Annotated in this window: 20 protein-coding genes; 19 read left to right on the forward strand and 1 reads right to left on the reverse strand. The window is 47.7% G+C overall.

The features are described 5' to 3' along the window. The first annotated feature begins 51 nt into the window (after positions 1–51). The 15 genes from ACXX53_RS09620 (at position 52) to ACXX53_RS09690 (ending at position 18,612) form a co-directional block, all read left to right on the forward strand. Positions 52–525: a PRC-barrel domain-containing protein gene (locus ACXX53_RS09620; protein WP_458568430.1), complete on the forward strand. Its 474-nt coding sequence runs from the start codon at positions 52–54 to the stop codon at positions 523–525. 86 nt (positions 526–611) lie between these two features. Next, the gene (locus ACXX53_RS09625; RefSeq protein WP_458568431.1) at positions 612–833 is read left to right on the forward strand and encodes a hypothetical protein; all 222 of its coding nucleotides are present in this window, start codon (positions 612–614) and stop codon (positions 831–833) included. Between the two features lie 260 nt (positions 834–1,093). Beyond that, the gene (locus tag ACXX53_RS09630; RefSeq protein WP_458568730.1) at positions 1,094–2,944 is read left to right on the forward strand and encodes an anaerobic ribonucleoside triphosphate reductase; all 1,851 of its coding nucleotides are present in this window, start codon (positions 1,094–1,096) and stop codon (positions 2,942–2,944) included. A gap of 2 nt (positions 2,945–2,946) precedes the next feature. Next, positions 2,947–3,414: an anaerobic ribonucleoside-triphosphate reductase activating protein gene (gene nrdG / locus ACXX53_RS09635; protein WP_458568731.1), complete on the forward strand. Its 468-nt coding sequence runs from the start codon at positions 2,947–2,949 to the stop codon at positions 3,412–3,414. Positions 3,415–3,479: 65 nt separating this feature from the next. Continuing rightward, entirely contained in the window at positions 3,480–4,550 is a 1,071-nt protein-coding gene (locus ACXX53_RS09640; protein ID WP_458568432.1) for an AI-2E family transporter, read from the forward strand. A gap of 203 nt (positions 4,551–4,753) precedes the next feature. Beyond that, complete coding sequence (locus ACXX53_RS09645; RefSeq protein WP_458568433.1) at positions 4,754–8,140, forward strand: SwmB domain-containing protein; 3,387 nt, start codon at positions 4,754–4,756, stop codon at positions 8,138–8,140. Between the two features lie 416 nt (positions 8,141–8,556). Continuing rightward, positions 8,557–11,190: an alanine--tRNA ligase gene (gene alaS, locus ACXX53_RS09650; protein WP_458568434.1), complete on the forward strand. Its 2,634-nt coding sequence runs from the start codon at positions 8,557–8,559 to the stop codon at positions 11,188–11,190. 74 nt (positions 11,191–11,264) lie between these two features. Next, positions 11,265–11,525, forward strand: a complete 261-nt coding sequence (locus tag ACXX53_RS09655) for an IreB family regulatory phosphoprotein (protein ID WP_458568435.1) — start codon at positions 11,265–11,267, stop codon at positions 11,523–11,525. An 84-nt stretch (positions 11,526–11,609) separates the two neighbouring features. After that, on the forward strand, positions 11,610–12,026 hold the full coding sequence (gene ruvX / locus ACXX53_RS09660) for a Holliday junction resolvase RuvX (protein WP_458568732.1): 417 nt from the start codon (positions 11,610–11,612) through the stop codon (positions 12,024–12,026). Positions 12,027–12,036: 10 nt separating this feature from the next. Next, the gene (locus tag ACXX53_RS09665; RefSeq protein WP_458568436.1) at positions 12,037–12,330 is read left to right on the forward strand and encodes a DUF1292 domain-containing protein; all 294 of its coding nucleotides are present in this window, start codon (positions 12,037–12,039) and stop codon (positions 12,328–12,330) included. A 2-nt stretch (positions 12,331–12,332) separates the two neighbouring features. Continuing rightward, positions 12,333–12,635, forward strand: a complete 303-nt coding sequence (locus tag ACXX53_RS09670) for a DUF1292 domain-containing protein (RefSeq protein WP_458568437.1) — start codon at positions 12,333–12,335, stop codon at positions 12,633–12,635. A 125-nt stretch (positions 12,636–12,760) separates the two neighbouring features. Continuing rightward, positions 12,761–13,798 carry an endolytic transglycosylase MltG gene (gene mltG, locus ACXX53_RS09675; protein WP_458568438.1) on the forward strand — a complete coding sequence of 346 codons (1,038 nt, stop codon included), beginning with the start codon at positions 12,761–12,763 and terminating at the stop codon, positions 13,796–13,798. Positions 13,799–13,812: 14 nt separating this feature from the next. Next, on the forward strand, positions 13,813–14,748 hold the full coding sequence (locus ACXX53_RS09680; RefSeq protein ID WP_458568439.1) for a peptidase U32 family protein: 936 nt from the start codon (positions 13,813–13,815) through the stop codon (positions 14,746–14,748). Between the two features lie 18 nt (positions 14,749–14,766). Next, on the forward strand, positions 14,767–16,101 hold the full coding sequence (locus ACXX53_RS09685) for a peptidase U32 family protein (RefSeq protein ID WP_458568440.1): 1,335 nt from the start codon (positions 14,767–14,769) through the stop codon (positions 16,099–16,101). Between the two features lie 717 nt (positions 16,102–16,818). Then, positions 16,819–18,612, forward strand: a complete 1,794-nt coding sequence (locus ACXX53_RS09690) for a peptidoglycan D,D-transpeptidase FtsI family protein (RefSeq protein WP_458568441.1) — start codon at positions 16,819–16,821, stop codon at positions 18,610–18,612. A gap of 52 nt (positions 18,613–18,664) precedes the next feature. Here ACXX53_RS09690 and ACXX53_RS09695 read toward each other — a convergent pair whose 3' ends face one another. Next, positions 18,665–19,804 (reverse strand): AI-2E family transporter, encoded by a 1,140-nt coding sequence (locus ACXX53_RS09695; protein ID WP_458568442.1) that lies wholly within the window; start codon positions 19,802–19,804, stop codon positions 18,665–18,667. A 149-nt stretch (positions 19,805–19,953) separates the two neighbouring features. On the opposite strand from ACXX53_RS09695, the gene ACXX53_RS09700 reads away from it, so the two are divergent. From ACXX53_RS09700 to opp4C, 4 genes are all read left to right on the forward strand, one after another. Beyond that, the gene (locus tag ACXX53_RS09700; RefSeq protein ID WP_458568443.1) at positions 19,954–21,324 is read left to right on the forward strand and encodes a polysaccharide deacetylase family protein; all 1,371 of its coding nucleotides are present in this window, start codon (positions 19,954–19,956) and stop codon (positions 21,322–21,324) included. A gap of 487 nt (positions 21,325–21,811) precedes the next feature. After that, positions 21,812–23,578: an ABC transporter substrate-binding protein gene (locus tag ACXX53_RS09705; RefSeq protein ID WP_458568444.1), complete on the forward strand. Its 1,767-nt coding sequence runs from the start codon at positions 21,812–21,814 to the stop codon at positions 23,576–23,578. Between the two features lie 88 nt (positions 23,579–23,666). Beyond that, positions 23,667–24,623 (forward strand): ABC transporter permease, encoded by a 957-nt coding sequence (locus ACXX53_RS09710; RefSeq protein ID WP_458568445.1) that lies wholly within the window; start codon positions 23,667–23,669, stop codon positions 24,621–24,623. A gap of 90 nt (positions 24,624–24,713) precedes the next feature. Beyond that, positions 24,714–25,568 (forward strand): oligopeptide ABC transporter permease, encoded by an 855-nt coding sequence (opp4C, locus tag ACXX53_RS09715; RefSeq protein WP_458568733.1) that lies wholly within the window; start codon positions 24,714–24,716, stop codon positions 25,566–25,568. Positions 25,569–25,573 lie beyond the last annotated feature (5 nt).

Here is a 25,573-nt window from a genome sequence, read left to right on the forward strand (position 1 = left end):
GACAATCTTCGCTCGTTTGATCATCATGAACAGCCACGAGGAGGCTTGACCTTGAAGTTGCTCGAATTAATAGGCCTTCCGGTGTATGATATCGAAACCGGTAAGCGATTGTCCAAAGTGAGGGATATATGGTTGTCAGAGCAGTGGGAGATTACTCATCTGGAATTAGAAGGACGGACCATATATTCTCGTACCATACCTGTTGTCGCGTGGGAGCATGTGGTTGCATGCGGAGAAGAGACCGTTATGCTGAAGAGCCAAGAGCTCGTTCATAAGGTGAAGGGGAACTCGACAGAGCAAGCTCGAACCTTCCTGCAAGGTCCACACCGAATTAAGGAATTGCCAGTCATCACAACTGAAGGAAGCCAGCTTGGAAGAGTGGCAGATGTTTATTTTCAGCCGCAATTGGGCAATACAATAACAGGACTGGAAATAACAGACGGATTGTTGTCCGACCTGTTGGAAGGTAGGATACAATTCGAAGGGACAGGCCTTATGGGGACGGACGCCATTATCGTGACCTGACACGATAGGAACTGAATCACGTCCATGAAGTCTGTTTCGCTAGACGGCAGTTCAAATCTATAGTGGATGGACGGAATGGTGAGAGTATGCGATGTCCGAATTGCAATTCTAAGGATATTGGCAAGATTGGTTCCCATCAGTTTTATTGCTGGGGCTGTTATATTGAATTATCGGTGAACGGTGATAAGATGTCGGTGTTTCAAGTGGAGGAAGATGGAACGTTAAGTTCGTTAGATGATCTCTTCTTCGGCGACGATTGGGCATCTTCTGCGTCTCCTGGGTTTACGGAGTCACAAGCAACATCTTAACAAAATGTTCAATAGGATTAGAATTGGACTGTGTAAGCGCCAATCTCACTCTGCGGAGCGGGATAGGCGCTTTTTTTGTTTTGGCTGTGACATAATACATATTGTGTCGATGGTTTATTGTAGATACTATATATTGTGTTATTAAAGAGGGGGCGGCGATTAGTTTGGGACATAGAACTTCAACGGCATCTGCATTGCATGATGAATCCATGCAGTATATACATAGACCACAGCCTAGAATTAAGAAAGGCTCAGTAACCATGTTCAGCAGTCCTGAACAGGAATTATCAGCCTCATTAGATCGTATTCTGGATGGAACAGATCGCGACCTTATGCGGGAGAATGCGAATGTGGACGGATGTTCTCCAATGGGCATCATGGGGAAAATGGCGAGCGAAAGCTCGCGCTGGTACGCGATCAACCATCTTCTCAGCGATGAAGCACGTCAAGCGATGGAAGCGAATCTATTGTATCCGCATGATCTGGATTTCTACGCAACGGGAACGACGACATGCTGCCAGATTCCGCTCGGTCAATTGCTGCAAAGCGGCTTCAATACGGGACATGGTCATATGCGCGAGCCGCAGGATATTAAGAGTGCATTGGCACTCGCTTCGATCATATTGCAGGCGAATCAGAATCAGCAGCACGGCGGACAAGCATACCCGATGTTCGACTATGATCTGGCGCCTTATGTGGGCAAGACGTTTAACAAGCACTTTGCTTATCTAAGCTCACTTCCGCTTGGCGAGACGTTTGATAGAGAAGCAGAAGCTTGGAGACTTACAGAACGAGATGTATATCAAGCTTGTGAAGCATTTATCCATAACGCGAATTCGATGCATTCACGCGGCGGCGGTCAAGTGCCGTTTATCTCGATCAATTACGGAACGGACACTTCTCGCGAAGGACGACTTCTCATTCGTCAGCTGCTGCTTGCGACGCAGAGCGGATTAGGCAATGGCGAAACGCCGATCTTTCCGATTCAGATCTTCAAGGTCAAGTCCGGGGTTAACTTTGAGCCCAGCGATCCGAACTACGAACTGTACCAGCTTGCGCTTGAAACGACTGCGCAGCGGTTATTTCCAAACTTCGCGTTTCTAGATGCATCGTTCAATGCGCAGTACAATGATGGCACAGCCGAGAGCGAAGCCTGCTACATGGGGTGCCGTACAAGGGTAATGGGCAATGTCAACGGAGCGGAAACGGCTATCGGTCGAGGCAACCTGTCTTTCACTACGCTGAATCTTGTGCGATTAAGCCTGCTGTCCCGTGACACGAATGACTTTATGCAGCGCTTGGATAAGCTGATTGACATCGCGGAGCGTCAATTGCTTGAGCGGATGTCCTATCAGGCATCCAGACGAGCTGGTGACTTCTCCTTCCTCATGCAGCAAGGTGTCTGGAGAGGCAGCAAAGAATTGAAGCCTGATGATACGCTGCATGAGGTGCTGAAGCAGGGGACTTTGAGTATCGGCTTCATCGGCCTAGCAGAAACGCTATTCCAATTAACGGGCAGCCACCATGGTGAATCCGAAGAAGCGCGGCTGCTTGGAATGTACATCGTCAAGCATATGCGTCAGCGGATGGATAAAGCTGCCGCGCGTACAGGACTTAATTTTTCGCTGATTGCTACACCAGCTGAAGGGCTGTCCGGTAAGTTTACGAAGCAGGATCGCGCCGCATTCGGCACCATTCAGGGAGTGACAGACCGGGAATACTATACGAATTCCTTCCATCTGCCGGTATATGCGAATGCGAGAGCTTACGATAAGATCCGCATAGAAGGACCGTTTCATGAGCTGTGCAACGCGGGGCACATCACATATGTGGAGCTCGATGGCAGCGCTCGTTCCAACCCGCAGGCGCTCGATCGAATCGTGCGCGCGATGGCTGCGAGCGGCGTGGGCTACGGCTCAATCAATCATCCGGTTGACCGCTGCCGATGCTGCGGTTATCAAGCGGTGATTGAGGATGCTTGTCCTGCCTGCGGCGCGGACTCCGAGCATATTGAACGGATTCGCCGCATTACAGGTTACTTGGTCGGCAGCATGGATAAGTGGAATTCGGCGAAGCGCGCGGAAGAAGCCGAGCGAGTGAAGCATCAATGAGCCTGCGCGTCATGTCCATCGTCCACGACAGCGTCGTGGACGGCGAAGGACTTCGCTCCGTCGTCTTCTTCAGCGGCTGCCCTCACCAATGCCCAGGCTGCCACAATCCGCAGTCATGGGCATACAGCGCGGGAACGCCCATGAGCGTAGAAGAGGTGGCAGCGGAGCTGTTGTCTAATCCGCTGACCGATGTAACGCTGTCTGGTGGAGAGCCCTTTATGCAGGCCAGGCATGTGAAGCGCTTGGCCCGTATACTGCGTGAGCATGGGCGCCATATATGGGCGTATACAGGCTATACCTTGGAGCAGATACAGCAAATAGGCAATAAAGATATGCTGGACTTGCTCGCGGAGATTGATGTGCTGGTAGACGGACCATTTCAGCTAGAACACAAGTCTCTTGGGCTTGAGTTCCGCGGCAGCAGCAATCAACGAATATGGAGGATGAAGCAGGCGAACCAATCGGGTTAATTTTTCAATAGTTAACATATACTCTACTGTGTGATGCATGTCCGAACGTGGGGTGTGGGATAAAGGTGGAGCGACTATTTAAAAATCGTCTGTTTGTCTATGGTATATATACGCTGCTTGGGCTAGTAATTCTCTATATGCTGTATCTGCTTCGGCCGGTTATCGGCAATGTTTATGACTTTCTGAAGGCGATACTAGCACCGTTTCTTGTTGCAATGATCATAGCATATGTGCTGAACCCGATTGTTACGCTCTTGAATGATCGCAAGGTACCGCGCACGATCGCGGTGCTGCTTATCTATGCGGTGTTCATTATATCGATTACAGTCATTCTGATGAACATTATTCCGATGCTGATCAAGCAGCTTGAGGAATTAAACGCTCAGATGCCGCAGCTTAATGCAAAGGCGGAGGATATCATTGACGGCATTAATCAATCCTCGCTGCTTCCGTCCTCCGTTCGTTCCAGTGTGTATGAGTGGATCTACACGATGGAGGGTCGTTTAGGCATTGCGATGTCCGAATTCATGAACAATATCGGAGCCACGCTGAACTTTCTGTTTATTGCACTGATCGTGCCGTTTCTCATTTTCTATATATTAAAGGACTTTGATGTGTTTGAGCGGTCAGTCATTGCCTATGTGCCGAAGAGTCATCGCAAGTATATGGTCATGATGTTTAAAGATATTGATACAGCGCTCGGCAATTACATACGCGGGCAGTTTATCGTTTGCGTCATTATCGGTGTGCTGGCTTACATCGGTTATACCGTAATTGGCATGCCATATGCGCTTCTGCTGGCTTTATTTGTAGCGATATTCAACATTATCCCTTATCTCGGTCCGTACTTTGGCGCGGCGCCCGCGCTCATTGTGGCGTCCACGATATCCGTTAAGATGATGATCCTCGTTGCAGTTGTCAATACGCTCTGTCAAATACTTGAAGGCAATATTATTTCACCTCAGGTTGTAGGTCGAACGCTGCATATGCATCCGCTCGCCATCATCTTTGCCCTGCTCGTAGGAGGGGAGATCGCGGGAGTAATCGGGTTGATTCTAGCAGTGCCGGTCTTCGCTGCGTTGAAGGTTGTGCTGCAGCATCTGTTTACTTATTACATATGGAGAAAGACGACATAACCATAAGATAAATATTGATTGATGTCGATTCTTTTGATTAACTGTCACCCTTTGTAAAAGGGTGCTTTTTTTATGTCAATCACGCCATATTGGGTAAGGTACTTTTTTCTTAAATTGGAATTAAGAGAGAAACTTATCTCGCCTTCACAGCGTCAGGTGTATATAGAGGAATTGGATTTCATGAATTGAAGGAGGAGCTAAACTTGAAAAAGACGACAGCATTGTTACTAGCCTTTACCCTGATGTTGGAAGCCGCTTCTGCGACGGCGTATGCTGAGGCTGCTGTCAATATGAATGCCAATCATGGCAGGGCGGAGAAAGCACTGAAAGCATCCACCGTTGTTGCATTAGATCCTGATACAGTTAAGCGTGCTCCGGTGCTGGAGGAAATGTACCCGGCTAATGGCGCGACACAAGTAGCGACAGATTCGCTGATCAGCTTTACATTTAGTGAAAATGTCAGTAAAGGCGGGGGCAATCTCGTTATTCGTGACAGCAACGGAAACGTGGTTGAACAAACCGACGTAGGCAGCAAACGAGTATCGGTAGATGGAAGCTATGTGGAGTGGGTGCTGCGCAATAGATTAGAGGCTGGCAAAACGTATAGTGTTCAGTTGGATAATGGAACATTTGTAGGCAAGCGAGGAGAATTCCAAGGACTGTATGATGCGAATCAGTGGAGGTTCACGACTGCTGGTGTGCAGAAGGCTCCTGAGCTGGTAAAGCTCGTTCCGGCCAATGGTGAGACACAAGTAGCGGCTAATGCGGATCTGCAGCTTTATTTTGATGAAGAGGTATGGAAGAACACGGGCGAGATCCTGCTCATTAATGTAACACGCAATACGCTCGAGGAACGGATTCCGATTACTTCTGATCAAGTCACAGGCAGCGGTACGAAGGTCATTAATATCAATCCTAATATTACGTTTAGAAGCGGCGAAGTGTATGGAGTTACTGTTACGGATGATGCGCTCCGAGACGCGGACTATATGGCATACGCAGGCCTAACTAATACCAACGCCTGGAGATTTACGGTGAAGGCTTCCGCGGATACTACCGCACCTGTACTGCAGCAGGCTCGTATGGACACCTCAAAGAAGATTAGACTCGAATATAACGAGAATTTGAGAGAAGGCTCTGTGCCGCCAATCTCTAACTTCCTCGTATACGTAAACGGCGAGGCGCGCGCATTGAAGAGCACCGCAGTTACGGGGAAGGCAGTGGACATCGAGCTTTCGAGCGGTGTTTCTGCTGGTCAGATTGTAATATTATATTATGCACCTCAACCAGGTACACGCATGATTGAAGACAATGATCGCAATGCCGCAGCAGCCATCTCCGGTATTCAGGTGAAAAATGATATGGAGGTTACTGCTCCGAAGGTGACTGACGCAACGTTCTCAGGTGCGCGTGTTACGTTGCAGTTCAATGAGCGGCTGGCGAGCGTATCCTCATCCGCTGATGAGCAGTTTACGGTGTGGGTAGACGGCAAAGAGAAGAGCATTCGCCGCATCGAGCATAGCGGCTCGCAGGTAACGTTAGTCATGAGTGAGTCGATCGCCTCCAATAAGTCGGTGAAGATTGACTATACACCAGGCAAATATCCGCTTCAAAATGAAACAGGCAATCCGCTTCAGGCGTTTCGCGATCGTTATGCGCGCGGCGGCAACGATTCAACAGCGCCCGTGTATCAGAAATCAACCGTTAGCGGCAATAAATTGACGATTCAATATAATGAGGCGCTGAAGACGGACAGCATTCCGCTGCGCAGCCATTATTCCGTGCTCGTCAACAATGCTGCCCGTTATGTGGATAAAGTGGAGATTGTAAACGATTCGGTCGTGCTGACGTTGAATTCCGCGGTAAACAGCTCTGACAGTGTGCTGCTCTCCTATGTTCCTGGTGAGCCGCGGCTTACTGATTTGTCTGGCAATGGAGCGGCAGCTTTCTCATTTGCTGTTGTCGCGAATAGTTCAGACAACACGGTTCCTGTTCTGAAGCAGGGCGTCGTGAAGAATGCGATCATCACGCTCCAGTTCTCGGAGAAGCTGAAGCTGGCTAACAATACTTCTCCGCTCGGAAACTTCTATGTGTTTGTCGATGGCACGAATCGATCGATTACATCGACATCCTTGAATGGAGACACAGTGACATTGACACTTGAATCCGCGGTGAGCTCTGTTGCAAGCGTTAGATTAACGTATGCGCCTGGCAACAATCCGCTGCAGGATGAGAGCGGGAATCGTGTGGAGCTTTTTGCGGACTACGGTTTATCGAACCAGACAGACGGCTCCGTTGGGCTTCCAGCGGATGTAAAGCAAGTGCCGTATGATTGGTTCCTGGAGAACGGCATGTACTACCTGGAGACAGCGGCAGCCAACACGAGCAGCGATCGTTCACGTTTTGGAGAATCGATCAAGAAATATACGCTCCAGGAATCGAAGTTGAAGGAAGCGCTGCGTTACGCCGTGCGCTATGGCAGCAGCAAGCACCTGATGTTTAACGTTCCAACCTCCGAGAAGGCGGCGATGGTAGCTGTTCCGGTCAATGTGCTTGACGATATTCGTCAAGAATCCAGCAATGCTCGTTTCTCGGTACGCTATGGCGATGTACTGTACACGCTGCCGCTTGATACTTTAGATACCCGCGATATCAAGAAAGACTTTAGCTCCAACTCGTCCGTGTATCTGCTTATCCAGCTGGAATCCGCAGGCTCTGTGTCGAAAGGGTCTGAGCTTGTTAGAGAAGTGCGGTCAACAGGCGGTCAGATGAAGGCAGCGCCAGTTGACTTCTACTTATCGGCGTACACCAGCTCAACGAATACGAAGTCGGTAACTGCGAGCTATGAAGCGCGCTTCCGCACTTCGAACAGTCTTGCAGGCGACCGTTCAACCGTTGTCCGTTACGATGAGGGAGCCGACCGCATTCAATATGTGCCAAACACATTGAAGCAGAGCGGCGGCACATCCGTATTCCGCTTGATCAGCAGCGGCAATGATATCTACGCAGCCGCAGAGCGCAAGCGCAGCTTCTCGGATACGAGCTCGCATTGGGCGCGCGCAGCGATCGAAGAGCTTGCTTCGAAGTATATCATCGAGGGCGTATCGAGCGATCGCTTCGCGCCGAATGATAAGCTGACTCGCGGACAGTTCGCTACCTTGCTTGCGCGCTCGTTCGGGCTTCCGGGTGATGCTGACGCTGCTAGCCGCTACCGCGACATCGGTTCATGGCATCCGATGGCAGCGAGCATCGGCGCAGCTACGCGAGCAGGCATTATCAGCGGCTACGAGGACGGATCGTTCCGACCGAACGATAATATCACTCGTGAGCAGATGGCAGTGATGCTGGTGCGCGCTGTGGAAGCAGCCGGTCAGAAGGCGCCTTACGACAGCACGGCATTGTCGAAGTTCAAGGACCGCGGCAGCATCAGCAGCTACGCACGCGAAGCAGTCATTCAAGCTGTATCTGCTGAGTTCATCACTGGTGTGAACGCGAATACGTTCGATCCGAAAGGTGAAGCAACACGCGCCCAAGCGGTCGTTATGCTGAAGAGATTGCTGGAGCATGTTGAATATTTGACAAGGTCCTAATCGAATGATATTATTGGTAAACCTATAATTGATCACTCTTCAAATCGATGAAGAAACCGAGTAGGCTGAAGCCCAGGGCCAGAGAGACGATTCCGTGCGGTTACCCTGTTGATCATTCCTTATAAGGGATGGGATACAGATGCTGCTAGGCTGAGAGAATCATCCCCTTGAAGAACTGCCGAAGGCTAGTTTCAGAGTGTGAATGTACTTCACCGGGTCGTACCCGTTATCAACGCTGAGGCGATCGCCTGGATGCTGCACAGCTGATGATTATTGCTGGCTCGTATCTGATTAGGTGATAACTAGGGTGGTACCGCGATTATAATCGTCCCTGTATATACAGGGGCGATTTATTTTTATATAGGGGTATTACGAGGAATTTCGTAATAATTCTACATTCAGGAGGCTCTTAATACATGAAAGCTAGTGATATTCGCGCAAAGTGGTTAGCATTTTTCGAAAGCAAGGCTCATCATCTGGAGCCGAGCGCATCTCTTGTTCCGCATAACGATCCTTCCTTGCTTTGGATCAATGCGGGTATGGCTCCGTTGAAGCCGTATTTTGACGGACGCGTGAAGCCGGACAATCCGCGTATTGCCAACTCACAGAAGTGTATCCGTACGAACGACATCGAGAATGTCGGCAAGACACGCCGCCACCATACGTTCTTCGAGATGCTCGGGAATTTCTCGATCGGAGACTACTTTAAGGAAGAAGTTATTACATGGGCTTGGGAGTTTCTCACTAGCAAGGAATGGATCGGCTTTGATCCGAACCGCTTGTATGTGACGGTATTCCCTGAAGACGAAGAAGCTTATCGCTACTGGAATGAGAAGATCGGCATTCCTGCTGACCACATCATTAAGACGGAAGATAACTTCTGGGATATCGGTGAGGGTCCTTGCGGTCCTTGTACGGAGATCTTCTACGATCGCGGCGAGTCCTATGGTGACCCTGACGATCCAGAGAACTATCCAAGCGGCGAGAATGAGCGATACTTGGAAGTATGGAACCTAGTATTTTCACAGTTCAATCACAATAAGGACGGCAGCTACACACCGCTTCCGAATAAGAATATCGATACAGGCGCTGGTCTGGAGCGCTTCGCTTCCATCCTGCAGGATGTGGATTCGAACTTCGATACTGACATTTTCATGCCGATTATTGAAGCTACGAGCCGTATCGCAGGTGTGAAATACAAAGAGAAGGAAGAGTGGGACGTCGCATTCAAGGTTATCGCTGACCACATCCGCACAGTGGTGTTTGCGGCAGGCGACGGGGTTCTGCCATCCAATGAAGGCCGTGGCTACGTCATTCGCCGTTTGCTGCGCCGCGCGGTGCGTTACGGCAAGATGCTCGGCATTGAGCGTCCATTTATGGTGGAGCTCGTGAAGACTGTGGGCGACGTGATGGGCTCGTACTATCCAGAAGTTGTAGAGAAGCGCGAATTCATCGAGAAGGTCGTTAAGAACGAAGAAGAGCGTTTCCATGAGACGCTGACAGATGGATTGGCTATCCTGTCCCAGATGGCAGAGTCTGCGAAGCAAGAGGGCCATACGCAGATTAATGGCGCTGAGGCATTTAAGCTTTACGATACCTACGGCTTCCCGTTCGATCTGACAGAAGAATATGCAGCTGAGCATGGATTGACTGTAGATCGCGATGGCTTCGATCGCGCGATGGAAGAGCAGCGTGAACGCGCTCGTTCCGCACGTCAGGAATCGGAGAGCATGAAGGTTCAAGGCGGACCGCTTGCAGAATTGACGGATAAGAGCGAGTTCGTCGGATACGATGAATTGAATGTGACGAACGCTAAAGTTGTTGCGATTATCGTTGACGATGCGCTTGTAGATTCCGCTGAAGCAGGGCAGACAGCTCAGATCATACTCGACCGCACTCCGTTCTATGCTGAGAGCGGTGGTCAAGTAAGTGACAATGGATCCTTGCATACCGCAGATATGAAGGCTGAAGTAACGAATGTGAAGAAAGCGCCTCATGGTCAGCATGTGCATGCCGTTCAAGTTGAGTCAGGTGTAATCACTGTAGGAACGACAGTTCAAGCTGCTGTTAACCGCGCAGAGCGCGAGGATCTTGTGAAGAACCATACAGCGACACATCTGATGCATCGCGCGTTGAAGGATGTGCTCGGTGAGCATGTTAATCAAGCGGGATCTCTCGTAGAGCCGGATCGTTTGCGCTTTGACTTCACCCAGTTGGGCAGCATTCAGCCTGAAGAGCTTCAAGACATCGAGCGTCGTGTCAACGAGCAGATCTGGAAGGGAACACAGGTTAAGATTGAACAGAAGAATATCGATGAAGCCAAGGCAATGGGCGCTATGGCGTTGTTCGGCGAGAAGTACGGCGATGTTGTGCGCGTCGTTCAAGTCGGATCGTACAGCATCGAGCTGTGCGGCGGCTGTCACGTCAGCAATACGTCCGAGATTGGACTGTTCAAGATTGTCAGCGAGAGCGGAATCGGATCTGGTGTGCGAAGAATTGAAGCCGTAACGGGTCGTCATGCGTATCAATATATGGAGAGCCAATTGGAAGTGCTTAAGCAGGCAGCAGCTTTGCTTAAATCCAACGTTAATGATGTGCCGAAGCGCGTAGAGGCGATGTTTGCACGCGAGAAAGAGCTTGCTCGCGAGAACGAATCCTTGAATGCGAAGCTGTCCAGTATCGAAGCGGGAAGCTTGACGGATCAAGTTCGCACCATTGCGGGTGTACAAGTGCTTGCGGCTGCAGTGAACGCAAACGGTATGGATGCGCTCCGTACGACGGCGGATGAGCTGAAGTCGAAGCTGCCTGCTGCGATCATTGTGTTGGGAGCAGCTCATGAGGGCAAAGTAAACTTTGTTGTATCCGTACCTGCGGAATTGGTTAAACAAGGCTATCATGCGGGAAAAATGATTAAAGAAATCGCATCTGTTGCCGGCGGTGGCGGAGGCGGCCGTCCAGATATGGCTCAAGCTGGTGGTAAAAATGCGGATAAACTGAATGATGCGCTCGCGCTCGTCGAGAAGCTGGTCAGTGAACAATTGAATGGGTAATTGTGTCAATCCGAGGAATATTTTTTAGTTTGAGAGGGTATGTGTTATGATAAGAGTAAAGCGAGGTGACGACGATGAGTTCCATGGATAAAACGATGAAGTTTAATGTTCAGCCCGATGAACAAGCAGCGTCAAGTCAAGAAATATTGTTATCTGTCTATGATGCGCTTGTAGAGAAGGAGTACAATCCTATTAATCAAATCGTCGGCTACCTCCTCTCTGGAGATCCAGCTTATATTCCGCGTCATAACAACGCTCGAAGTCTTGTGCGTAAGAAAGAACGGGATGAGCTGATTGAGGAGTTGGTCCGGTTCTACCTGAGCCATCATCGATAAGGAAGAAGCAGACTTTGCTCTTTCTTAGGTTTAAGGCGAGTCTGTTTCTTGCGTGATGGTGAACATGAGCAATAGGAGACGATGATGAAGATTTTAGGCTTGGATTACGGCGACCGTAAGATCGGGGTTGCCATTAGCGATGCCTTCGGTTGGACGGCTCAAGGTGTGGAAGTTATCGTTCGGCGTGACGACGACGAGGTACTGCGTCGGCTGGAAACGATCATCCGTGAGCATGGGGTAGAGGAAATCGTACTCGGCCTGCCGAAGAATATGAATGGCACGATCGGTCCTCGCGGTGAACTGAGCAAGGAATTCGCCGAAACGCTGCAGCACAAGTTTGGGCTAACTGTTCACCTGTGGGATGAGCGCTTGAGCACCGTATCTGCGGAGCGAACTTTGCTCGAGGCTGATGTCAGCCGCAAGAAGCGCAGACAAGTTGTCGACAAGATGGCGGCAACCATAATTTTGCAAACATATCTCGACTATCAATCTAGAAGGTGAGGGGTTAGCGATGACACAAGACAAACACGCGTATGACGAGCCAGAAATCATTTACATCCCGGATGATGAAGGAAATGAGGAAGAATTCGAAGTCATCATGAAATTCGAGGTTGACGGTTCAGACAGCAAATACATGATGGTTGTACCTGTAGATTCCGATGATGATGAAGCGGATGAGGTTTATGCTTTCCGTTATGAAGAAGAAGGCGACGATCTCAAGCTGTTCATCATTGATGATGAAGAAGAGTGGAACATTGTCGAAGAAACATTTAACACACTTGTCGATATGGAAGAGGAGAACTAATCGTGGCAGAACGTGAAGGAATCCAATTTATCGATCGCTTGTCCACAGCCTATGGCAGCTCGCTTGAGATGACGGATGAACAAGGACAAACGCGTACCTATGACTTATTGGCGGAGTTTGAGTACAATGGCAGCGCTTATGCTGTCGTGCAAGCCGCTGATGGAGAAGAGGATGCCGATGTCCTGCGTATAACGCCAGATCAGAACGGCGGATGGCAGCTGGAAACGATTGAAGAAGACGAAGAATGGGAAGACGTCATGGAGCAGTACGATGAGATGGCATTCTCGGAAGAGTTGGACGGTTAACGAGTAATGTCATAGACAACAGTGTTCTTTCGTTGAACGTATATCGCGGAATGATACAGAAAACGGCTCTTGTCCGGTCTATTGGACGGCAAAGCCGTTTTCGGCATGTGTAGGAGTGTGATGGGATGAAGACAGGTCTTAAAGTATTTCTTGTCATTATCGGACTATTGGTGCTTCTGGCAGCGGGGGGAACATGGTATGCCTGGAATGAGATGCAGCCTATGCCGAAGCAAGATCAAACGGTACGTGTTGAGATTGAGCGCGGCTCAGTCATATCGACTATTGCGAATCAGTTAGAAACAAACGGCATTATTCAGAATAGCTTATTATTCCAAGGATACTTGAAATATCATAAAGAAGGCTCTAAGTTCCAAGCGGGCACCTACGATTTCAAACCAGGCATGACCTATGATGAGATCATTGCTAAGCTCAACGCAGGTGATGTCGTGAAAGAAGAGATGGTGCGATTTACGATTCCAGAAGGGTATACCGTAGAGCAGATTGCGGACAAGCTGAATGAAGAAGGCATCGTGACGAAGGATGAGTTCCTGAAGGCTGCTGAAAAGATTCAGGCATCAGGCAAGCTGCCTTATGGCGCAGTGCCTTCCAAGCAAGCCAAGTATCCGCTTGAGGGATATCTCTTCCCGTCAACCTATGAGATGAAGGTAGGCAGCACGGCGGAGGATATCATCAATCGAATGCTGCAGGAAATGGAGAAGCGAATCGCCGCTATCCCGAATTGGGAAGCTGACATGAAGCAGCGCGGTTTAGATCTGAACGGGCTTCTGACGGTCGCATCGCTTATCGAACGTGAAGTGGTTGTAGACGAAGAACGGGCGCTCGTAGCGGGAGTTATCTACAACCGAATCGATCAGGGGATGAAGCTTCAGATTGACGCGACGGTTCAATACGCGCTCGACGAGCCTAAGGAAAGATTGTATTATAAAGATTTGGAGATCGATTCTCCGTATAATACCTACAAGATTGAGGGTCTGCCGCCTGGACCGATTGCGAATCCAAGCATTGCCTCAATTGAAGCAGCATTGAAGCCGGAGGCGTCGGAATATTTGTTCTATGTGACGAAGAAGGATGGAAGCAATACGCATTTGTTTGCCAAGACATTTGCTGAGCACGAGAAGAATATCCAGAAAAGTAAACAATAAAGTGGTGAGTTATAATGACACAGAAACCAGAACTGTTGATATCGGCTGGCTCAATTCATGAGATTGAGCGACTGATTCAAGCGGGGGCTGACGCCGTTATCGTCGGCGAGTCGAAGTATGGAATGCGCATGCCTGGCGAAATGAAGCTGGAGCAGATTGAACAAGCTATGTCTGTAGTCCGCGAACGCGGCGCCAAGCTGTATGTCGCAGTGAACAATATACTGCACAATGATGCGTTGAAGGAGCTTCCAGCCTACCTGCAGGAGCTGGAACGAATCGGTGTGGATGCCATCGTGTATGGCGATCCTGCTGTGCTCATGACAGTGAAGCAGTCAGCTCCGAATACGAAGCTGCATTGGAATGCGGAGATGACATCAACGAACTACGCGACTGCTCGTTACTGGCAGAAGCGCGGTGCGAGCCGCATCGTTGCTGCTCGTGAGCTTAATATGGATGAGCTGTTGGAGATGAAGCGCAATCTGCCTGACATGGAAGTTGAAGTTCAGATACATGGCATGACGAATATTTATCACTCCAAGCGCCATCTGCTGCAGCACTACATGCGGCATACGGGTCGAGTTGACGAGACATCTGATGTCGGCAAAGGGCGCAAGATGTTTCTGATTGAGGAAGAGCGTCAAGATGAGCGCTTTCCGATCTATGAGGATGAGAATGGAACTCATATCATGAGTTCCGACGACATGTGCATACTGGAAGATTTGCATATGCTGATGGCAGGCGGAATTGACAGCTTTAAGGTTGAAGGCTTCTATAAGCCGTTAGCCTATAATGAAGTCGTCATTAATGTATACCGCACTGCGATCGATGCCTATGCAGCCGACCCGAAGGGGTATGCTTTCCAGCCTGAATGGATGGAACGAATTCGCAAAGTACAGGATCCGGAGCGTGAATTGACATTCGGATTCTTCTATAAAGAACAAGTGTATTAAGAAGGAGGCTTGATGCAGATGAGCACCCACACAAAACGGAAATACAACGGCAAGCGGTACCGTCTCGACAAGCCCGAACTGCTTGCGCCAGCCGGTAATTTGGAAAAATTGAAGTTTGCCATACATTACGGCGCCGATGCGGTTTACATTGGCGGTCAGAGCTACGGTTTGCGTTCCAACGCTGACAACTTCAGCTTTGAGGAAATGCGTGAAGGAGTCGAGTTTGCGAAGAAATACGGAGCTAAAGTGTTCGTAGCAACGAATATTTACTCCCATAACGAGGATCTAGACGGTATTGAAGAATATCTCAAGAATCTATATGAGGCTGGCATCAACGCTATAATAGCTGCCGATCCAATTATTATCGAGACGGCACAGCGCGCTGTGCCTGGTCTTGAAGTGCATGTCAGCACGCAGCAGTCCGTTGCGAACTGGCAAACCGTGCAATTCTGGAAAGACGAAGGCGCGCCTCGCGTCGTACTAGCGCGTGAGACAAGCATGGATGAGATCGCAGAGATCAAGGAGCATGTGAATGTCGAGATTGAAGCGTTCATTCACGGCGCGATGTGTTCTTCCTATTCGGGACGATGCACGCTGTCCAATCACTTCACGGATCGTGACTCGAATCGGGGAGGATGCTGCCAATCCTGCCGCTGGAAATATGATCTGTTCGAGGATGCCAGACCAGAATTGAATGATATCGTGACAGCGGAAGAGGCTTCAACTGATTCTGCTCTTGAGCATTTCCGTGTCGGCATTACACAGCTTCCGTTATTCAAGGAAGAGCAGAATCCATTCTCCATGAGCTCTAAGGATCTGTGCATGGCGGAACACCTGCCGGACCTAATCGATGCAGGGGTAGACAGCTTTAAGATTGAAGGTCGAATGAAATCGATCCACTACGTGGCAACAGTCGTTAATGTTTACCGTCAAATCATTGATTCCTATATGGCTGATCCAGAACATTATGTCTTGAAGCCAGAATGGATCGAAGAGATTAATAAGGCAGCTAACCGACCAGTCAACACGGGCTTCTTCTACGAAGAGCCTGACCATGAAGATCATATCTATGAGCCTGAAGTGAAGGCTGTGCCATATGACTTTGCAGGTCTTGTCATGGATTACGATGCAGAGACTGGGATGGCTACGATTCAACAGCGCAACAACTTCAAGCCTGGTGCTGAAGTGGAATTCTTCGGACCTAACGGCACTTTCTTCAAACAGACTGTTGAGCAGATCTGGGATACGGAAGGCAATGAATTGGATGCAGCTCGTCATCCGCTGCAATTAGTAAAGATCAAGGTGAATGAGCCGGTTCATTACTTTGATATGATGCGCAAGAAAAACCGTTAACCGACGCTCGAATGGATATGCTTGATCCAAGCAATAGATATTAGCAAGATGAATGAGGGGCTGTCCCACAAGTAGATTTTTTCTACCCGGGAAAGCCCCTTGTTTTTCGGTTCGCCGATGCGGTTGTGGCGTCTGAGACGTCATTTTTCAGCGCCTCATCCCTCACATGAGCTGATTTTGGAGCTGAGATGCAGGTTTTTGACACCTCATCTGAGATAGACCTTCGATAATGGCGAGCTCAAGGTTATCCATTCCTAGTTCTGTATCTACAAGGACCGGGAGCGGACACACGAGCCGCTATTTGAAGCAAATACCATTAATTCGCCATACTAGCGGAGTGTAGAGCCGTTATTTGACCCAAATAAGCCGTTTAGTGCTAGTTTTGAAGCAAATAGCGTCATCTGTGTCCGCAAGCCCTCAAAAAATACCCCGAAATCATGAAATAGCGGCCCCTGTGACCGTTCCAGTGCGAGTAATACGGCCTTACTGTCATCGTATGTGCTATCGGATAAAAAAACCGCTGATCCAGTCTTTTAAGACAGCCCCTTTTTACGTATCTGCCATTTAGTTAGAAATAAAGATTTTGACTAATCTAAGGTTTGCTCATGTTGGTGCATGAACATACTGCTAATGCGGACATCTAACCTAACTTTAAATAAGTAATACATATGACAAGGAACTGTGAACACGATGAAAATAAATCCCTCCGTTGAGCGGTTGAATCGCTGGATTCGAATACACTGGGTTACGCTGGCAATCTCCGCCGTTATGCTTGCATTCACTTGCAGAATCGCTTGGCTGCAATTCATAGATGTTCATCGCTCATTGCCGCATGATCCCCACACGCTGGTTCGGCAATCCGTCATTCAACGCGAAAGAGGCGTTGTTCTGGATGAAGGACGAGGAAGAATTGTGGATCGCAACGGCCAGTACATTACAGGTCAGACCGTTCAGGCTTTAATTCTCTTTCCGCTGAATGAGGCAGCAATTCAGTCTGAAGCAGTTCGCGGATTAAGCCGTCTGTTGAATGTAGATGCAGATTCATTGAAGAGGCGCTGGGCGGAAGCAGGAGAGCCGATCATCTGGCGAGATTCTGCTGACAGCAAGAGTGTGCGCTCGTTGACAAATGAGGAAGCAAGCTTCCTCAACAGCAGGAACTGGAATGGTGTTAAGGTGCTCCCCTACACCGTGCCATATCCTATGGGAGAGCATACTCCGCATTGGATTGGATATACGAGCATGCTCCAAGAGACGCTGCAATCGACGCGCTCGCATGTTCAGAAGGCGGGGGCCTATGGGCTGGAACGTTCCTTCGACGGGCTGCTGATGCCAGTTAAGACATCTACATACGTGCATTATACAGATGCTGCAGGCAGTCCGATGCAGGGGTTAGGAGTAAGGCTGAGTCAGCATAAGAACCCCTATTATCCGCTGCGCCTAGTGACGACGATAGATATGACGCTTCAACGAGAGATGGGTCGTATCATGGATCAATTCGACATCAAGAAGGGTGCGATCGTCGTACTAGATGCTCAGACACGCGATGTTGTGGCGATGGAATCGAGACCGGCTTATAATCCGAATCATATCGAGCCGGACAGCAGTAACTGGAACAATCAAGCAGTTCAAGTGATCACACCAGGCTCCGTATTCAAATTGGCTATCGCGGCAGCAGCTCTTGAAACGGGTGTGACCAGCAAGCAGGAGGTATTTCATTGTGATGGGCATTATCACAAATACGGGTTGGCTTGTTGGAAGAAAGGCGGTCATGGAAATATTACATTGGAAGAAGCATTTGCAAACTCCTGCAACGTAGTATTTGCACAATTAGGGGAGCGGTTGAGCTCGAAGGAAATCGAGCAATACGCCGCACAATTAGGGTTAACTGGAACAGTTGGCATGGTGTCTAACGATGTGTTAGGCCATGAAGCCTTGGTTCATTTCGACGGTGAACAGGAGGGACGGGTATTCCTGCGCAATCAGCTAGGTCTTGTTGTTACGGATGGAGGTATCCGAGCACAGACAGCTATAGGTCAGCGCGATGTGCGTATAACGCCGCTTGCAGCCGCGAATGCGGTTGTTACGATCCTGCAAGGAGGCGCCTATGGCAATCCGCGGCTTGTATCCAGAATCGAGGATGCTAAGGGGAATTCGATTGTGAGCTTTCCAGCGCAGCCGCGCACGGAGATGAGGCTGCGGCCGCAAACGGCGAAGCTGCTCATGAAGTGGATGCGTCTAACGGTAACGGATGGAACAGGGAGCTTATTGCAAGACAGTATATGGCCGCTGGCTGGAAAGAGCGGCACGGCGCAGGCGAGTGCATATGGAACAGAGCTTCTGCATACGTGGTTTGCAGGATATGGTCCATCGAGCAAGCCTCGTTATGCTGTAACGGTCGTTTCTGAGGACGAAACATCTTCAGGACGAAACCGAGCGACAGCGGCATTCAAACAAGTAATGAAGTCGCTTGCTGAATATGATAAACAGAACCGATATGGAGCGCATAAATAAAAAATGGGGCTTGCCCTAGTACTTATAGGACAGCCCCGTTAGTTAATATGATCTATTTGTTATCTGAAGTCTGATTCAGCTCCGTTGATTCAGGAGCAAGCGGGTTAGAATCAAATTCCTCTTGCGGCATTCGTATCCATCTCTTTAGGTGTCCTTGATCATACAAGGCCTTAACTAAGATCAACAGAATTGGCGATAAGATCAATCCAGCAACACCGAACAATGACATGGAGATAATCATGAACGATAGCATGGTGAATGCCGATACGCCAAGCGAATTGCCGGTAATCTTAGGTTCCAGTATTTGACGAGTGCCCATCACAACAGCCAGAATAACAAGAAGCATGATGCCCTTCCACGTACTGCCTACAATGAAACAGTAGAGCGCCCATGGAATGAAGATGACCGGAACGCCAAGCACGGGCAGTATGTCGAATAACGCTGATAACAGCGCAATCGAGAACGCGTTGCTTACATCCAACAGCAAGAGCGAGATGAATACAAGGGTGAAAGTAACGGTTATGAGCTTCATCTGCGCTTTCAGGTAAATACCTAGTCCGCGGAATACATTTTCCTTAAGAAAATGAAAAGCATTCTTAAACGTACGAGGTGTCTTCTCAGTGGCGACCTTGCGCCAAGTTTCAATCTCAGTGCTTAAGAAGTAGGCTAGCACGATACCAATACCAAATTTGAAAATGAAGCCTGAGAATACGGTTATCTGAGAGATGAGGGTACTTAAGAAGAGTTTAAACCATTTCATAACCCACAACGTCGCATCGTTGATGAAGGATTGGATGCGTTCGGTTACATCATTAGGCAATGCTTCGTACTTGGACTGAAGAAATGAGGCGATCTTGCCTGTCTCACTGACCAGCAAATCACGGTAATCTGGAATGCTCATGATCAAGTCATTGATCTGATTTGTAAATATGACACCTGCTCCAATAAGCGCAGCAAGTATGAGGAGAACAAACAGCATGATCGAAATAGCGGATGCTACGAACTTCTTCAATCCTCTCCTGTTGAGAAATGAAGCAAACGGTTCAATGATCCAGAAGATGAGCAACGCCAAAAATATCGGGGCCGCTATTGCATACAATGAACTGAATGCAAACATAGTAAGATATACGGTCAGCACAATGAGTCCAATATCAAAAGCTGTTCTCCAATATTTTTGATAAAAAGCTAACATGGACATGACTCCTTTATCGCTCTATTCACGTATACAATCATATAGGCTGAACATATTGTACATGAAATGGAATTGTAATGTCTATTTTTAATGGAGGATATGTTACAATAAAGGTAGTTAATAACGAAATTTAGAAACGAGGAAAGTGGATGGAAGTATTACTGTTATGGACTTTTTATTTCCTAACGTTCTATGCGTTCCTTCCTGGTGTTGTGAGCCGACTCTTTGGGTTTCGCGTGTTTAAGAGAGGGAAAGCATCACAATCGCTTGCACTAACCTTCGATGATGGGCCGGACCCAGTGTATACTGCGCAGCTTTTGGATATGCTGAAGAAGCATAATGCGAAAGCGACTTTTTTTGTCGTAGGTATACAAGCGGAGAAGCATCCAGAACTGTTGCAACGGATGCATGATGAAGGTCACCTGATCGGTATTCATAATTATGTTCATAAATCCAATTGGATTATGAGACCCAAGACAGTTAAACGTCACATCAAGCAGACATCTGACATCATCGAGCAAGTAACAGGAAAACCAGCTGTTTTTTACCGCCCTCCATGGGGAGTAGTTAATTTATTTGACTTTGGCAACATGGGACATTTTCAAATTATTTTATGGTCAGTTTTATTTGGAGACTGGCGCAAGAAGCTTGGATCAGAGCGGCTCTATAAACGAATGAAAAAGCGTTGCCGTGCGGGTGAAGTTCTGCTGCTGCACGATTGCGGCTTGACGCTTGGAGCCGATCCGGAAGCTCCGGGTAATATGCTGATAGCCTTGGAGCGGTTCTTGAACGATGTTGAGGAACAGAACTTAAAATGTATACGAATTGATGAGCTGATTAAGGAAACAGATGCTTATTGCTCAAAGAATCCTTCCGCCATCAAACGATTTATCGTTAATTGCTGGCTTGGCTACGAGAAGCTGTTCCATCTTATTTTCGGAATGAAAACGACGAACACGGAATCACCTGTGTTTCACTTTCGGATTAGACCGTATCATGGTGATACGGTTGTGATGGACGATGGAGTCACGCTTAACCCCGATGATCAGGTAATGGAGATTCACTTCGATAATAAGCGCTTGTACGAGATTGGCAAACGCTCACGGAGCTCTATGCAGCTTGCTATACAGATGATCCGAGATGTGGAGCGAGCACTTCCTGAGCTGGCTGAATACATTCAGCTTCATGAAGGCTTGCGCACTCAGGTAAAGGCGCTGTATGGCGTTAGCTTTATTAACAGAGGACCGGAGCAGTTTGGTTTTACGGTCAGAGATCTTCCTAGAGGCTTGTTTTCCTGGATGACGAAACATTATCTGCGATTGCTGATGCGCGTCATGCATCCGATGGGACAGCGTCGATTGCGCCAGCAGCCGAATCAATTGGTCCCTAAAACAATGATGATGTCTACTGATACATTATTGAAAAGATATGGTCAATTATACATGGGTGATACACCGGTGTTGGATAGTTCTTCATTTGCTTCTGAGCATCGGGTAGGTGAAGCGCCTCACGCGTTATAACTTTATAATCTAACATAGGCTCCATAATCTTCATGCTATGAGGATTATGGGCCTTTTTTTTATCCATTCCTTGAGCTATTATGCAAAAAGTATGCAAACTATGATAGTTTTCAGAATGAACGCCCATGAAAGACGTGGTAAAGTTTTGTTTACGCTGAGTAGACAAATGTCCTTGAAATTAGCTAAAAACGAATGATTTGTCGAACCTTGCGGATGTTTAGTTCGGCTTTAGAGTAGTAATTGATAAAAAAATATTATCATAACAATATGAAATAATTTTACGAGAAAGGTAGGAAAGGGATTTACAAAACGATAAATATAAAGTAACATTTAGAAAAATATTCATTTCCTGCTTATGGAAGGGTGGACATATGTATGCATTTGACCAGTGTTCTAATAAGCAGAGGCGAATGGAATCTATAACCACTGCGGTGATTATAGATATACGAAATTATGATTAAATATAAGTTTATTAGGGGGGCACATCGTGAAGAAAAAATTACTCATGGTACTGAGCTTAGTACTAGCATTCTCACTAGTACTGTCCGCATGCGGTGGCGGAGAGACAGCAGATCCAGGCAAAACTCCTGACACAACATCGGCACCAAAGACTGATGACACGAAGAAGGAAGATACTAAGAAAGAAGAAGAGAAGAAGCCTGAATTGGTCACTGAAGGCCTCATCCCTGCTGCAGACAAGAGCTTGAATCCTGCACCAGCAGCAAGCCGCACGGACACAGCGATCTTCGGTATCACAGATCCTTCCGGTGTATTTAACCCTCTGTGGGCAGAATCTTCATATGACGTTTACATTGTTAATACTATTTTCGGTGGTTTGATCAAGGTTAAAGCAGATGGAACTTATGAACCTGATATGGCAGATTACACGGTTTCAGATGACAGCAAGGTCATCACTTTCAAGCTGAAAGACGGCGTTAAGTTCAGTGATGGATCTCCTGTAACAGCTGAAGATATTGCATTCACAACAACGCTTATGTACGATCCTGACTATGACGGTCCTTCTGATGTCATGCAGTATGCACCGCTTGTAGGCGCGAAAGAGTATAAAGAAGGCAACGCAGAATCCATCTCCGGTATTAAAGTAATCGACGAGAAGACAATTGAATTTACATTGGCAGAAGTTAAAGTTTTGGCACTTTCCACATTGGGCGATGGGCCGATTCCTAAGAGCGTATATGGTAAAGATTATAAGAAGGGCAACCTTGATACGGTCCGCAACCTGTTCCAGAAGCCGGTTGGCGCTGGTCCTTACAAACTTGTTGAATACCTTCCAGGACAAGAAGTGCGTTTGACAGCTAACGAGCACTATTACAAAGGTGTTCCTCCGATTAAGAACGTTATTTTCAAGACTACTACTGATGAAACTAAACTTCAATTGCTGCAAACGGGTGAAACGGACTTGACTGACGGAACTGTTTCACAAGACCAATTGGATGAAATTGCAGCATTTGGTTTCGCAGATACTTGGTTGAACCCAACGAACGGTTACGGTTATGTTGCATTCAACAATAAAGATCCTAAATTTACTGATAAGAAAGTTCGTCAAGCATTGACGATCGGTTTGAACCGTCAAGAAATCGTTGATGCGGTTTACCAAGGATATGCTGACGTAATTAATATACCGCAATCCAAAGTATCTTGGTCCTATACGAACGAAGTTAATCAATATGAATTCGATACGGAGAAAGCTAAAGCAATGCTTGACGAAGCTGGCTGGAAAGTCGGCGCTGACGGCATCCGTGAAAAAGACGGCGTGAAGTTCAACATTAAGTTCACTGCTTCTACACCAAACGCAGTTAACGAAGCACTGATTCCTGTAGCAACTAAGAACTATAAAGATTTGGGTATCAACTTTGTCGCTGACCAAATGGACTTCAACGCATTGCTTGACAAGTTTAACAAAGGCGATTATGAAATGGTATTCCTAGCTGCACAAATGACACCTGATCCACAAAGCGGCGAAGGCACATTCCGTACAGGCGGTGCGCAGAACAAGAACAATTACAGCAACCCACAAGTTGATGAGTTGTGGACGAAAGCTGGTTCTACTCTGAACATGGATGAAAGAAAAGAATACTTCAAGCAGATCTATCAATTGATTAACGAAGATGCACCAATGATTTTCATGTATCAACGCCGCGACTTGTTCGCTATCAACGCTCGTCTGCAAGGTTTCGATATTTCACCTTACAAGAATTTTGTAAAGAGTGTAGATACGATTAAAATTCAGTAATAAGCGTAAAGTGTGTAAGTGCAATACGCCAAATGCTCAGCCAGTTCACGGCTGGGCATTTGGGCTTATATAGAAGGGAGGAGCAGATGTGAAGCAGTACGCGATTCGACGATTCCTGCAGATCATTCCAACATTAATCGGTGTTTCCATCATCTTATTTACTTTATTTGCGATGACTCCTGGTAATTTCATCGACAGCAATCAGACCATCTCCCAAGAACGAAAAGATGAGTTGAAAGAAAAGTTTGGGATGAACAAACCTCTGCATGAGAGGTATTTTATATGGGCTGGTAATACGCTTCAAGGTGATTTAGGTTTTTCCATTCAACAGAAGCAGCCCGTTACTAAAGTTATCAATACGTACATTTGGAATTCATTCATGATAGCATGTGTCGTAATGGTGCTTTCCTGGACGATAGCGATATTTGTGGGTGTATATTCAGCGATAAGGCAATATTCCTTATTTGATGCCGCAGTCACATTTCTCGTATTTGCTCTGATGGCATTGCCTTCATTCTTCGTCGGATTGCTATCAATTAAAATATTTGCGGTAGATCATACATGGTTCCCGATTGGAGGCATGTATACAACAGGAAGCACTGCTACAGGATGGGATAAGTTTACGGATTTGATCTATCATATGATTCTGCCTGTAACTGTGTTGACAGCATTGAGCGTAGGCAGCTTAACTCGTTACTTCCGGACAAGCATGCTGGATGTCATTCGTCAGGATTACATTCGTACAGCACGCGCTAAGGGCCTCAAGCCTTCTACGGTTATCTTCAAGCACGCGCTTCGGAATGCTCTGCTGCCAGCCATTACCTTGCTTGGATTCGAGTTGCCAGCACTATTCTCAGGTGCGATGATAACCGAGAGCATATTCAATTGGCCGGGTATCGGTAAATTATTCTTGCAATCTATGAATGCTCGGGATTATTTCTTGCTAATGGGATATACGATATTGCTGGCTGCTTTGACAATGTTAGGTAATTACTTGGCAGATCTGATGTATCGAGTCGCAGATCCGCGTGTGCGACTGAAATAGAAAGGGGGATGACCAGTGTCACAAGTAACCAACACACCGACTACGGTCGTGGAAGCTAATACACCTAAGACGAGACCCGCATCCCCTTGGATGTTGGCATTACGTCAATTTAGAAGAAACAAGCTGGCGGTTTCTGGACTTGTTGTGCTTGTAATGATGTTTTTAGTATGTTTCATAGGTCCATTGTTCTCACCTTACACCATTGATACGATGAATCTTTCAATGGCCAATAAGCCGCCGTCATCGGCTCACTGGTTTGGAACGGACAAGCTGGGTCGAGACATTCTGCTGCGAACTATGCTGGCAGGGCGGATATCATTATTAGTGGGTCTCGTTTCTATGCTGGTGTCGGTATCAATCGGCAGCGTACTTGGCGCTTTAGCGGGTTATTATCGCGGATGGGTCGATACAATCATTATGCGTTTTGCGGATATTATGATGTCGATCCCAAGTTTGCCTGTCTTGATTATTCTAGGCACCCTACTATCTGATACTCAGATACCACCGGATAAACGTATTTACGTCATCATGTTCCTGTTAGGTTTCTTACACTGGCCTGGCTTGGCGCGGCTCGTACGCGGACAGATCCTCGCGCTGCGTGAACAAGAATTTATGCAGGCAGCTGAAGTTCTTGGCTTGCGTGATAAAAGAAAGATATTCAATCATTTATTGCCGAATACGATTCCTATCATTATAGTTGTTGCGACACTATCGGTTGCGAATGCAATCCTATCAGAGTCGACGCTAAGCTTCCTTGGGGTTGGAGTTGTACCACCGACACCTTCCTGGGGGAATATGATATCTGCCGCGAACAACTTGATTGACTTCAGAAAACGCCCATGGCTGTGGATACCGCCTGGTGTATTTATATTCATAACCGTAATAGCGATCAATATTATGGGTGACGCGCTGCGTGATGCTCTTGATCCGAAGTCGAAGAAATAGGAGGA

It is taken from the genome of Paenibacillus marinisediminis (genome assembly GCF_054343325.1).

Bases quoted from the DNA above. Each gene is read 5' to 3' on its own strand.
- ruvX (WP_458568732.1), top strand. From the start codon at position 11,610: ATGAAGATTTTAGGCTTGGATTACGGCGACCGTAAGATCGGGGTTGCC.
- ACXX53_RS09625 (WP_458568431.1), top strand. From the start codon at position 612: ATGCGATGTCCGAATTGCAATTCTAAGGATATTGGCAAGATTGGTTCC.
- ACXX53_RS09685 (WP_458568440.1), top strand. From the start codon at position 14,767: ATGAGCACCCACACAAAACGGAAATACAACGGCAAGCGGTACCGTCTC.
- ACXX53_RS09665 (WP_458568436.1), top strand. From the start codon at position 12,037: ATGACACAAGACAAACACGCGTATGACGAGCCAGAAATCATTTACATC.
- opp4C (WP_458568733.1), top strand. From the start codon at position 24,714: ATGTTGGCATTACGTCAATTTAGAAGAAACAAGCTGGCGGTTTCTGGA.
- mltG (WP_458568438.1), top strand. From the start codon at position 12,761: ATGAAGACAGGTCTTAAAGTATTTCTTGTCATTATCGGACTATTGGTG.
- ACXX53_RS09655 (WP_458568435.1), top strand. From the start codon at position 11,265: ATGAGTTCCATGGATAAAACGATGAAGTTTAATGTTCAGCCCGATGAA.
- ACXX53_RS09630 (WP_458568730.1), top strand. From the start codon at position 1,094: ATGTTCAGCAGTCCTGAACAGGAATTATCAGCCTCATTAGATCGTATT.
- ACXX53_RS09680 (WP_458568439.1), top strand. From the start codon at position 13,813: ATGACACAGAAACCAGAACTGTTGATATCGGCTGGCTCAATTCATGAG.
- ACXX53_RS09695 (WP_458568442.1), bottom strand. From the start codon at position 19,804: ATGTTAGCTTTTTATCAAAAATATTGGAGAACAGCTTTTGATATTGGA.
- alaS (WP_458568434.1), top strand. From the start codon at position 8,557: ATGAAAGCTAGTGATATTCGCGCAAAGTGGTTAGCATTTTTCGAAAGC.
- ACXX53_RS09700 (WP_458568443.1), top strand. From the start codon at position 19,954: ATGGAAGTATTACTGTTATGGACTTTTTATTTCCTAACGTTCTATGCG.